The 11,897-nt window shown below is 63.8% G+C and carries 9 protein-coding genes; 3 read left to right on the top strand and 6 right to left on the bottom strand.

Annotated features, from left to right (window positions below):
- The first annotated feature begins 109 nt into the window (after positions 1–109).
- Positions 110–1,786 carry a 2-isopropylmalate synthase gene (leuA, locus tag BM279_RS07955; RefSeq protein WP_093502625.1) on the top strand — a complete coding sequence of 559 codons (1,677 nt, stop codon included), beginning with the start codon at positions 110–112 and terminating at the stop codon, positions 1,784–1,786.
- A gap of 134 nt (positions 1,787–1,920) precedes the next feature.
- Here leuA and BM279_RS07950 read toward each other — a convergent pair whose 3' ends face one another.
- The 5 genes from BM279_RS07950 to BM279_RS07930 form a co-directional block, all read right to left on the bottom strand.
- Positions 1,921–3,474, bottom strand: a complete 1,554-nt coding sequence (locus BM279_RS07950) for an APC family permease (RefSeq protein WP_093502623.1) — start codon at positions 3,472–3,474, stop codon at positions 1,921–1,923.
- Between the two features lie 153 nt (positions 3,475–3,627).
- Positions 3,628–4,383 carry a gamma-glutamyl-gamma-aminobutyrate hydrolase family protein gene (locus BM279_RS07945; RefSeq protein ID WP_093502621.1) on the bottom strand — a complete coding sequence of 252 codons (756 nt, stop codon included), beginning with the start codon at positions 4,381–4,383 and terminating at the stop codon, positions 3,628–3,630.
- A gap of 51 nt (positions 4,384–4,434) precedes the next feature.
- Positions 4,435–5,712, bottom strand: a complete 1,278-nt coding sequence (locus BM279_RS07940) for an NAD(P)/FAD-dependent oxidoreductase (RefSeq protein ID WP_093502619.1) — start codon at positions 5,710–5,712, stop codon at positions 4,435–4,437.
- Positions 5,713–5,788: 76 nt separating this feature from the next.
- Positions 5,789–7,282, bottom strand: coding sequence for an aldehyde dehydrogenase (locus BM279_RS07935; RefSeq protein ID WP_093502617.1), 1,494 nt, complete (start codon positions 7,280–7,282; stop codon positions 5,789–5,791).
- Between the two features lie 13 nt (positions 7,283–7,295).
- Entirely contained in the window at positions 7,296–8,678 is a 1,383-nt protein-coding gene (locus tag BM279_RS07930) for a glutamine synthetase family protein (protein WP_093502615.1), read from the bottom strand.
- Positions 8,679–8,835: 157 nt separating this feature from the next.
- Here BM279_RS07930 and BM279_RS07925 point away from each other — a divergent pair, with 157 nt between their 5' ends.
- Entirely contained in the window at positions 8,836–9,726 is an 891-nt protein-coding gene (locus BM279_RS07925; RefSeq protein ID WP_093502613.1) for a LysR family transcriptional regulator, read from the top strand.
- Positions 9,727–9,914: 188 nt separating this feature from the next.
- Positions 9,915–10,979 carry an NAD(P)-dependent alcohol dehydrogenase gene (locus BM279_RS07920; protein WP_093502611.1) on the top strand — a complete coding sequence of 355 codons (1,065 nt, stop codon included), beginning with the start codon at positions 9,915–9,917 and terminating at the stop codon, positions 10,977–10,979.
- 66 nt (positions 10,980–11,045) lie between these two features.
- Here the strand turns inward: BM279_RS07920 and BM279_RS07915 are convergent, their stop codons facing one another.
- Entirely contained in the window at positions 11,046–11,828 is a 783-nt protein-coding gene (locus BM279_RS07915; RefSeq protein ID WP_093502609.1) for an amidohydrolase, read from the bottom strand.
- Positions 11,829–11,897 lie beyond the last annotated feature (69 nt).

Here is an 11,897-nt window from a genome sequence, read left to right as displayed (position 1 = left end):
CTGGTCGCTCAGCGACTGCGCTAGGGTCTGCCGGCCCCCTTTTCTCGCGGTTTCGATTTCTCTCTTTTTCAGCACGGCCCATGCGGGCCCTCGCCTTCAGGATTGATTCATGAGCATGCTCAAAGACCCGTCGCAAAAGTACCGCCCGTTCACCCAGATCCAGATCCCGGACCGTACCTGGCCGGACAAGATCATCGACAAGGCGCCGATCTGGCTGTCAACCGACCTGCGTGACGGCAACCAGTCGCTGATCGAGCCGATGGACGCCGAGAAGAAGATGCGCTTCTTCAAGTGCCTGGTGCAGGTCGGCCTGAAGGAAATCGAAGTGGGCTTCCCGTCCGCCTCGCAGACCGACTTCGACTTCGTGCGCGAGTTGATCGAAGGCGGCCACATCCCGGACGACGTGACCATCCAAGTGCTGACCCAGGCCCGTGACGACCTTATCGAGCGTACGTTCGAATCGCTGAAAGGCGCCAAGAAGGCCATCGTCCACTACTACAACGCCTGTGCGCCGAGCTTCCGCAAGATCGTCTTCAACCAGGACAAGGCTGGCGTGAAAGCCATCGCCGTGGCCGCCGGCACCACCATCAAGCGCCTGGCCGCTGCCGCACCGGAAACCCAGTGGGGCTTCGAGTACTCGCCGGAAGTGTTCAGCAGCACCGAGATCGACTTCGCGGTCGAGGTGTGCAACGCGGTGATCGACGTGTTCCAGCCGACCCCGGCCAACCCGCTGATCCTCAATCTGCCGGCTACTATCGAGTGCGCTACGCCGAACAATTACGCCGACCAGATCGAGTGGTTCGGCCGCCACGTGAACAAGCGCGACAGCGTGCAGATCAGCGTGCACACCCATAACGACCGCGGCACCGGCGTCGCCGCTTCCGAGCTGGCCGTGATGGCCGGCGCCGATCGCGTCGAAGGCTGCCTGTTCGGCAACGGCGAGCGTACCGGCAACGTCTGCCTGGTGACCCTGGCGCTGAACCTCTATACCCAGGGCGTCAACCCGCAGCTGGACTTCTCCGACATCGACGCGGTGCGCAAGGTGGTCGAGGACTGCAACCAGATTCCGGTGCACCCGCGCCATCCGTACGTGGGCGACCTGGTCCACACCGCCTTCTCCGGCTCGCACCAGGATGCCATCCGCAAGGGCTTCGCCCAGCAGAAGGAAGATGCGCTGTGGGAAGTGCCGTACCTGCCGATCGACCCTGCCGACATCGGCCGCGACTACGAAGCGGTGATCCGCGTGAACAGCCAGTCCGGCAAAGGCGGCATCACCTTCCTGCTCGAGCAGGAATACGGTATCAACCTGCCGCGCCGCATGCAGATCGAGTTCAGCCAGGTGGTGCAGAAAGAAACCGATCGCCTGGGCCTGGAGATGACCGCGTCGCAGATCCACAAGCTGCTCGACAGCGAATACCTCAAGGCCACCTCCCCGTACGAACTGAAAGGCCATCGCCTGCAGGAAGAGAATGGCGAGAGCAGCGTCGAGGTTAAGGTCCAGGTTGACGGCCAGGAACAGCGCTGGAACGGTTCGGGTAAAGGTGCGCTGGAAGCCCTGGCCTCCAGCCTGCCGATCGCCGTGGAAGTGATGGACTACCACGAGCACGCCATCGGTGGCGGCGCCAACGCCAAGGCGGCCTGCTACATCGAGATCCGCCTCGACGGCCAACGCCCGCTGCACGGCATCGGCATCGACGAGAACATCACCACGGCGAGTTTCCGTGCCCTGTTCAGCGCCCTGAACAGGGCCGTGAAACAAGCCGAGGAAAAGACCCAGGCAGCCTGATCAGCAGCCTGCGGTAAACGACAAAGGGACGCTTCGGCGTCCCTTTTTGTTTTCCAGAACCATGCTTCCGTAGCCCGGGTCGAGCGCAGCGACACCCGGGAATTGACCTGGGTATCGCTGCGCTCAACACCAGGCTACGCCTCAGCTTTTACCGGTTTCATCTGCTTCTGCAGGGTGATGCCGTCGAAGAACGCCGGCGCCTGCCAGCGAGCGATGAACATCAGCACCAGGCCAAGCAGTAGCACCACCACGGCGATCACGAACACCAGGCCGAGGCCGCCGATGTGCGAGCCACTGCCGAAGTCCGGCGACATGCTGTCCAGGGTGGTCTGCCAGAAGATGATCGACAACATCACCGCGCCCACCAGCGGGCACAGGCCGCGCATGAAGAAATGCCGCGCGGTGTCGAACAGGCTGTGGCGGAAATACCAGACGCAGGCGAACGCCGTCAGCGCATAGTAGAAGCAGATCATCATGCCCAGGGCGGTGATGGTGTCGGCCAGCACGTTCTCGCTCAGGGTGCGCATGGTCACGTAGAACACTGCAGTAGCCAGGCCGGCGGCGATGGTCGCGTAACGCGGCGTCTGCGAGTGCGGGTGCACGCGGGCGAAGCGCTTGGGCACCGCGCGGTAGTAGCCCATGGCGAGCAAGGTGCGCGCCGGCGAGATGAAGGTCGATTGCAGCGAGGCGGCGGTGCTGGCCAGCACGGCGATGGACATCAGGATCGCCAGCGGGCCCATCACGGGGCCTGCCAGATGGGCGAAGACGTTTTCCTGGATCTGCGCATTGCCCAGCCCCAGGCCGGTTTCACCGGTGCCGGCGAACTGCAGGGTGGCCGCCGCGGTGAACAGGTACAGGGCAAGAATCAGCAGCACGGTCAGGGTCGCCGCGCGCCCCGGCACCTTCTCGCTGCCCACCGACTCCTCGCTCACCGTCAGGCACACGTCCCAGCCCCAGAAGATGAAGATCGACAGCGACAGGCCCGCCGCAAATGCGGAGAACGAATCAATGTTGAACGGGTTGAACCACTCGGGATGGAAGACCACCGGCGAACTCTCGGGCGCCGCGACGAAGGCGGCAATGGAGAAACCGATCAGCACCAACAACTGCAATGCCACCAGGGTGTATTGCACGCCCATGGTCATGCCAATACCGCGGCAACAGACCCACACCGCCAGGGCGATGAACACGCAGCAGGTGACGATGTTCACCAGTAGGTTGCGCGTCAGGTCTGCCAGCCAGTCCAGCCCGGTGAGCTGGGCAAGAAAGAGATAGAAGAAATCCACCGCAATGCCCGCCAGGTTGGAGAGCACGATGGTGGTGGCAGTGACCAGCCCCCATCCGCCGATCCAGCCGATCATTGGCCCAAAGGCCCGCGCCGACCAGGTGAATGAGGTGCCGCTGTCCGGCTCTGCGGCATTCAACTCGCGATAACCCAGGGCCACCAGCAGCATCGGCAAAAAGCCGACGATGAATACTGCAGGCAGGTAAACCCCGACCTCGCGCACGGTCGGACCCAACGCGCCGGTCAGGGTATAAACCGGTGCAATCGTAGAAATGCCTAGCACCACGCAAGCCAGCAAACCGACTTTGCCCTGGGCCAGGCCTTTACCGGACACCAGCGCCGCAGCGCCAGCAGCAGGCGTAGCCTGCACCGGGGAAGCCGGCGCGTTCGTGTAATCACTCATAACTCTCTGCCATCGTCTTGGACTTGTTTGCGAACGTGGCCGGGATCAGCCGAGCGTCTGGCGTGCGCCGAGGGGGCGTGGCAGCAAGGCCAATACGGGATCCCGATACGTTCAGGTCAGAGCAGCCGGAACCCAGACGGGTTCCGGCCGGTTTTAGCGGGCGTCGCGGGCCTGGGCGTAGGCCTGGCAGGCCTCGCGAAAGGCCTGGAACAGCTTCAGCGACTCGGGGTTCTCGGTGAAGCGCCACTCCGGGTGCCACTGCACGCCGATCAGAAAGCCCGGCGCGTCGGGAATCGACACCGCTTCGATCAGGCCATCCGGCGCCAGTGCTTCGGCGCGCAGGCGCTCGGCCAGGCGGTCGACGCCCTGGCTGTGCAGCGAGTTGACCTGGAACTCCATCGGCAGGCCGATCCGCTCGAAAATGCCGCCCGGCTGCACGCTGACCGCATGCTGCGGCGCGTATTGCTCGGCCACCGAGTCGCGTTGCGGCTCGCGGTGGTCCATGTAACCCGGCAGTTCCTGCACGCGCTGATGCAGGGTGCCGCCCAGGCTCACGTTGAGCTCCTGAAAGCCACGGCAAATGCAGAATACCGGCACGCCCTTGTCGATCGCCAGGCGCAGCAGCGGCAGCGTGTTGGCGTCGCGGCTCGGATCGTGCTGGGTGCCTTCCAGGCTCGGCGTGCCCTGGTAGTGACGTGGCTCGACGTTGGACGGCGAGCCGGTGAAGAGGATGCCGTCGAGTTGTTCGAGCAGCTGCTGCGGGTCGGTCGGCGTGCTGCGCGCCGGCAGCACTACCGGCAGACCGGCGTAAGCCGCCGCTTCGACGTATTTGTCGCCGACCGTGTGCGAATCGTATTTACCAAGCATCTGCCGGCAGGCAGTCACACCGATCAGGGGCATGCGGGTCATGGTCTTCTCTCCGGAAAAGCCTGCCGGCTTGGCGCGCCGGCAGGTGCTGCATCAGATACCCAGCCGATCACGCAGCTGGTAGTACATGGCGCCCAGGGCGGTGAACGGCACACGCAACAGCTGGCCGCCCGGGAACGGGTAATGCGGCAGGCTGGCGAAGGCGTCGAAACGCTCGGCCTGGCCACGCAGGGCCTCGGCCAGCACCTTGCCGGCCAGGTGCGTATAGGTCACGCCATGGCCACTGCAGCCTTGGGAGTAATAGATGTTGTCGCCGATACGGCCGACCTGGGGCAGGCGCGACAGGGTCAGCAGGAAGTTGCCGGTCCAGCTGTAATCGATCTTCACGTTCGCAAGCTGCGGGAAGGTCTTGAGCAGCTTGGGGCGAATGATCGCCTGGATATCGGCCGGGTCGCGGGCGCCGTAGACCACACCGCCACCGAAGATCAGGCGCTTGTCGGCGCTGAGGCGGTAGTAGTCGAGCAGGTAGTTGCAGTCTTCCACGCAGTAATCCTGCGGAAGCAGGCTGCGTGCCATTTCGTCGGAAAGCGGCTCGGTGGCCAGCACCTGGGAGCCACAGGGCATCGACTTGGCGGCCAGCTCGGGCATCAAACCGCCCAGATAGGCGTTGCCCGCTACCACCACGAATTTGGCCTTCACCTGGCCTTTCGGCGTATGCACCACCGGCTGCGCGCCACGGTCGATACGGGTGGCCGGGCTCTGCTCGTAAATCGCGCCACCCAGCGAAGTGACGGCTGCGGCTTCGCCAAGGGCCAGGTTGAGCGGGTGGATATGGCCGCCGCTCATGTCCAGCATGCCGCCGACATAGCGCTCGGTGCCGACCACTTCGCGGATGCGACGCTCGTCCATCAGCTCCAGCTGGGTGTGCCCGTAGCGCTCCCACAGCTTCTTCTGGGCCTCGAGGTGGCCCATCTGCTTGCCCGTGATGGCAGCGAACACGCCACCATCCTTCAAGTCGCACTGGATGTTGTACTTGGCGATGCGCTCGCGAATGATGCGCCCACCTTCGAAGGCCATTTCACCGAGCAACTGGGCCTGGCGTGCGCCGACCTGTTTCTCGATGACATCGATATCGCGGCTGTAGCTGTTGACGATCTGCCCGCCGTTACGGCCCGAGGCGCCGAAGCCGACCTTGGCGGCCTCCAGTACGGTCACCCGGAAACCGTTCTCCAGCAGGAACAGCGCGGTGGAAAGACCGGTGTAACCGGCGCCGATGATGCACACATCCGTCTCGACGACTTCGGTGAGCACAGGGTAATCGACCCGCGGATTGCGCGAGGCGGCGTAGTAACTGTCGACGTGTTGAGTCATGGAATATCTCCCAAAGCGCCTAAATATGAGGCCAAAGCACAGGCGCCCCGCTGTGGCAGCGGGGCGCATCCCTTACTTAGATTTTTATCCAGGTCGCTTTCAGTTCGGTGTACTTGTCGAAGGCGTGCAGCGACTTGTCGCGGCCATTGCCCGATTGCTTGAAGCCGCCGAACGGCGCGGTCATGTCGCCGCCGTCGTACTGGTTCACCCATACGCTGCCGGCCCGAAGCGCCCGGGCAGTGCGGTGAGCGCGGGAAATGTCGCGCGTCCACACGGCCGCAGCCAGGCCATAGGGCGTGTCGTTAGCGATGCGAATGGCTTCTTCGTCGCTGTCGAAGGTGATCACCGACAGCACCGGGCCGAAGATTTCCTCACGGGCGATACGCATGGCGTTGTCCACACCGGCGAAGATCGTCGGCTGCACGTAGCTGCCGCCGGTTTCCCGCAGGGCACGTTCGCCACCAATCAGGATCTCGGCGCCCTCCTCGCGGCCAGATTCGATGAAGCCGAGCACGGTGGCCAGGTGGCCGTCATCGACCAGCGCACCGACACGGGTCTTCGGATCCAGTGCATGGCCGGGTTTCCACTGCTGCAGCGCCTCGACCACCATCGGCAGGAAGCGCTCCTTGATCGAGCTTTCCACCAGCAGGCGCGAACCCGCCACGCAAACTTCTCCCTGGTTGAAGGCGATGGCGGTGGCTGCTGCGTCGGCGGCGGCCTGCAGGTCCGGTGCATCGGCGAAGACGATGTTCGGGCTCTTGCCGCCGGCCTCCAGCCAGACGCGCTTCATGTTCGACTCGCCGGAATAGATCATCAGTTGCTTGGCGATTTTGGTAGAGCCGGTAAACACGATGGTGTCGACGTCCATGTGCAGGGCCAGAGCCTTGCCCACGGTGTGACCGTAACCGGGCAGCACGTTGAACACGCCGGCCGGAATGCCCGCCTCCAGGGCCAGCTGGGCGACACGGATGGCGGTCAGCGGCGACTTCTCGGAGGGTTTGAGGATCACCGAGTTACCGGTGGCCAGGGCCGGCCCGAGCTTCCAGCTGGACATCAACAGTGGGAAGTTCCACGGCACGATGGCAGCCACAACGCCGACCGGTTCGCGGGTAATCAGGCCAAGCTGATCGTGGGGCGTCGGCGCGACTTCGTCATATAGCTTATCGATAGCCTCGGCGCTCCAGCGGATGGCATTGGCCGCGCCAGGTACGTCGATGCTCAGCGAATCGCTGATCGGCTTACCCATGTCGAGGGTTTCCAGCAGCGCCAGCTCCTCGGCATTGGCCATCAACTTGTCGGCGAAGGCGATCAGCACGCGCTTGCGCTGCGCCGGTGCCAGGCTGGCCCAGTCGCCACGCTCGAACGCGGCGCGGGCAGCCTTAACGGCCAGCTCGGCATCCTCAGCCATGCAACTGGCGACACTGGCCAGGTGACGGCCATCAACCGGGCTGACGCTGTCGAAGGTCTCGCCGCCTACGGCATCACGGTAGCTGCCGTCGATAAAGGCGCGCCCCTCGATGCGCAGATCGTTATAGCGCTGCTCCCAATCTTGGCGAGTCATGGTGCTCATATTCATCACTCCATCAGACGGTATGCAGGTACCAGTTGTATTCGAGGTCGGAAATGGTGGTTTCGAATTCCTGCATCTCCGCTTCCTTGCAGGCGACGAAGATGTCGATGTATTCGGGGCAGATGTACTTGTTCATCACTTCGCTGTCGTCCAGCTCACGCAAGGCATCGCGAAGGTTGTTCGGCAGGCTCTGCTCCAGCTGCTCATAGGAGTTGCCTTCGATCGGCTCGCCGGGCTCCAGCTGGTTGGTCAAACCGTGGTGAATACCAGCCAGGATCGAGGCCATCATCAGATACGGGTTGGCATCGGCACCGGCCACACGGTGCTCGATGCGGATCGCATCGCTGCTGCCGGTCGGCACACGAACGGCCACGGTGCGGTTGTCCAGGCCCCAGCTCGGCGCGTTCGGTACGTAGAACTGCGCGCCAAAACGGCGGTAGGAGTTGACGTTCGGGCACAGGAAGGCCATCGACGCCGGCATGGTGTCGAGGATCCCGGCGATGGCATGGCGCAGCGGCGCGTGTTGCTCGGGGTCTTCGGTGGCGAAGATGTTCTGGCCGGTTTTCTTGTCGAGCAGCGAGATGTGCACGTGCAGACCGTTACCCGCCTGGCCTGGATAGGGCTTGGCCATGAAGGTCGAGTCCATCTCGTGGTCGTAGGCGATGTTCTTGATCAGGCGCTTGAGCAGTACCGCATAGTCGCAGGCCTTGATGGCGTCTTCGACGTGGTGCAGGTTGACTTCGAACTGCGCTGGCGCACTTTCCTTGACGATGGCGTCGGCCGGCAGGTCCTGCTCCTTGGCCGCTTCGAGCATGTCCTGCAGGCAGTCGACGTATTCGTCGAGGTCGTCGATCAGATACACCTGGGTGGAGATCGGGCGCTTGCCCGAGATCGGCGAGCGCGGCGGCTGCGGACGGCCGTTCACGTTCTCCTGATCGATCAGGTAGAACTCCAGCTCGAAGGCCGCGCAAATGGTCAGGCCCAGCTCGTCGAACTTCTGCACCACACGGCGCAGCACTTCGCGTGGATCGGCGAAGAACGGCGCGCCATCCAGCTCGTGCATGGTCATCAGCAGTTGCGCGGTCGGGCGCTTCTGCCAGGGCTCGTTGCACAGGGTGCCGGGGATCGGGTAGCAGATGCGGTCGGCATCGCCGATATCCAGGCCCAGGCCGGTGCTTTCCACGGTGGAGCCGTTGATGTCCAGGGCGAACAGCGAAGCCGGCAGGTTGATGCCTTTTTCATAGACCTTGTGCAGGCTGGCGCGCTCGACGCGCTTGCCGCGCACGATACCGTTCATGTCAGTAATCAGCAGGTCGACGTACTGAACCTCAGGGTGTTCCTTGAGAAAGGTGTTCGCTTCATTGAGCTGAACGACACGTGGGGAAACCGAAGTCATGGGAAATACATCCTTTCGCATCGGCGCGCCCGCGGAAGACATCTCACGAGCCTTGGCGCCTCATTTATTCTGGGTATCCGCTAGCGGATTTGATTCTGGGCAACGCCCTGAGTATAAGTGGGCGCATACGCAACCGATACTGGCAGCAGAACAATTGATGATTGCACCGACGCAATACCAGATCAGCCACGTCGACCTCGCCCTGGTGCTCGCCCTGGTGCGTGGACGCTCTCTGGCCCGGGCCGCGGAGCAATTGCAGGTGGACGTTTCGACGGTGTTTCGCGCCATCCGCAAGCTGGAGGCCAATCTGGGCATCGCCCTGTTCGAGAAAAGCCGCCGCGGCTACATGCCGACCCAGAGCGCCCAGGCCCTGGCCGAGCAGGCCGAACGCGCCGAGCAGGCACTGGATGCGGCGCGCATCGCCCTGCAGCATGGCGAGAAAGTGATTAGCGGCACAGTGCGCCTGACCTGCACCGATGCCGTACTGCAGAACCTGCTGCTGCCCAGCCTGGCCGAGCTGATGCCGCGCTACCCGGCGCTGTCGCTGGAGCTGGCCACCACCAACACCTTCGCCAACCTCAGTCGCCGCGACGCCGACATCGCCCTGCGCCTGTCCAACGCACCGCCCGAGCACCTGGTCGGCCGCCAGCTCGGCCACACCGCCTATTACATCTGCGGCCGCCCGGAGCACCGCGATGCCTTCCTGCAATCGCCCACCTCGGTGCCGTGGATCGCCCCCGACGATTCCATGCCCGATCACCTCACCGTGGCCTGGCGTCACCAGGCGCACCCCAGCTTGGTGCCACGCTATCGCTGCAGCAGCATGTCGGCGGTCGCCACCCTGGTACAGGGCGGCCTGGGCATCGCCGCCCTGCCCGATTTCATGGCTCGCAGCCTGGCTGGTGTGGAGCGCCTGAGCGATGCGTTGGCCGGTTGCGACACCGACCTGTGGCTGCTGACCCGCCCCGACTGCCTGGCGCTGCGCTCGGTGCAAACACTATTTGACGAGCTCACCCCGCTGCTGCGCGCGCGTCTGAACAGCCGCTAGTTGCTGCCACTCGGATAGTGCCGAGACCGCTCATGGAACCATCTGCCGCAGCGCACTTTCTTAAAAGACCCAAGAGGATCGGGACAGACAGCGACAGGATTGTGCAATCGCCTCGACGCGGGGCTGCACTACGCTTATCCACCCCACACGGCCACAAGCCGTTGATTTTCAAACGATAGGAATTGCCCATGACCACCATTCTCGGCTATGCCGCCCAGGACTCCAGCAAACCTCTCGCGCCCTACCGCTTTCAGCGCCGCGCCGTCGGCGCAAACGATGTGCAGATCGACATCCTCTACTGCGGCGTCTGCCACTCCGACCTGCACACCGCACGCAATGAGTGGAAGAACACCCTGTACCCCTCGGTGCCCGGCCACGAGATCGTCGGCAAGGTCACTGCCGTCGGTAGCGACGTGACCGGCTTCAAGGTAGGCGACCTGGCCGGCGTCGGCTGCATGGTCGACAGCTGCCAGAGCTGCCCGTCCTGTTCCGAAGGCCTGGAGCAATACTGCGAGAACGGCTTCACCGGCACCTACAATGGCCCGCTCTTCGGCGGCGAAAACACCTTTGGCGGCTACTCCGACGCCATCGTCGTCGACCAGAAGTTCGTCCTGCGCATCCGTCACACCGACAACCTGGCCGCCGTTGCGCCGCTGCTGTGCGCCGGGATCACCACCTACTCCCCGCTGCGCCAGTGGAACGTCAAGCCGGGCGACAAGGTGGGTATCGTCGGCCTCGGCGGCCTCGGCCACATGGGCGTGAAGATCGCCGCTGCGATGGGCGCTCACGTGGTGCTGTTCACCACCTCGCCGAACAAGCGTGAAGACGCCCTGCGTCTGGGCGCAGCCGAAGTGGTGGTATCGAAGAACGCCGACGAGATGGCGGCCCACGTCAACAGCTTCGACTTCATCCTCAACACCGTGGCTGCACCGCACAACCTGGATGCCTTCCTCGGCCTGCTCAAGCGCGACGCCACCATGACCCTGGTCGGCGTACCGGATTCGGCGCACCCGTCGCCGGAAGTCTTCGGGCTGATCTTCAAACGCCGCCGCCTGGCTGGCTCGCTGATCGGTGGCATCGCCGAAACCCAGGAAATGCTCGACTTCTGCGCCGAACACAACATCGTCTCGGACATCGAACTGATCGATATCCAGAACATCAACGAAGCTTACGAGCGCATGCTCAAGAGTGACGTGAAATACCGCTTCGTGATCGACATGGCCTCCCTGGCCAAGGATCAGGACGCGGCGTAACGTCAGCGCCTGATTGCCCAACGGCCCGGTCTCGCCTTCGCGAACCGGGCCGTTGGCATTTCTGGCTCAGCGAAACTCGAACGGATCAGCATCCTGATGTGCCGGGAAGCGCTCGCGGTAGGCGGCCAGGGCCGCAGCGTCGAGGCGCTGGCGGAATACGCCGGCCTTGTCATGTGCATCGAGCAGGCTGTCGCCCTGGAAATCCAGCACTTGGGAGTCGCCGCTGTAGGGATGGCCTTTGCCGTCCACGCCGATGCGATTGACCGCCGCCACGTAGCAAAGGTTTTCGATGGCCCGCGCCGGCAGCAGGCGGTTCCAGTGCAGGCGCCGCGCTGCCGGCCAGTTGGCGGTGTAGAGCAGCAGGTCGGTGCCTTCGGCATCGCGGCTCCACACCGGAAAGCGCAGGTCGTAACAGATTAGCGGGCGTACGCGCCAACCCTTGACCTCGAACAGCGCCTGACGCTCACCGGCAGCGTAGTGCTGGTGTTCGCCGGCCATGCGAAACAGGTGGCGCTTGTCGTAATGGGCCAGCGAACCATCCGGCCGCGCCCACAGCAGGCGGTTGCGGTAGCTACCATCGGCGGCCTGGATGATCAGGCTGCCGGTGATCACCGCATTGAAGCGCTGCGCCTGCTCACTGAGCCAGCGGCTGGTCGGCCCGTCTTCCGGTTCGGCCAGCTCGGCGGACTGCATGGAAAAACCGGTGCTGAACATCTCCGGCAGGATGACCAGATCGGCGCCCGCGGCCTGCAGCAACTGCGTCTCGAAGTGAGCGCGGTTGCCCGCAGGGTCGTGCCAGGCCAGGTCACTCTGGATCAGCGCCAGTTCGAGATGGTCTTGTTTGCTCATCGATGTCGCTCCCGTGATATCGCTTGCCAAGCGGTGGACAACGTTTCGCGGTTGTCCACCCTACGAGGT

The sequence above is a fragment of the Phytopseudomonas straminea genome (genome assembly GCF_900112645.1).
In the GTDB taxonomy this organism is placed as follows: Bacteria; Pseudomonadota; Gammaproteobacteria; order Pseudomonadales; family Pseudomonadaceae; genus Aquipseudomonas; species Aquipseudomonas straminea.
This window is presented reverse-complemented; position numbering and strand designations above follow the sequence as displayed.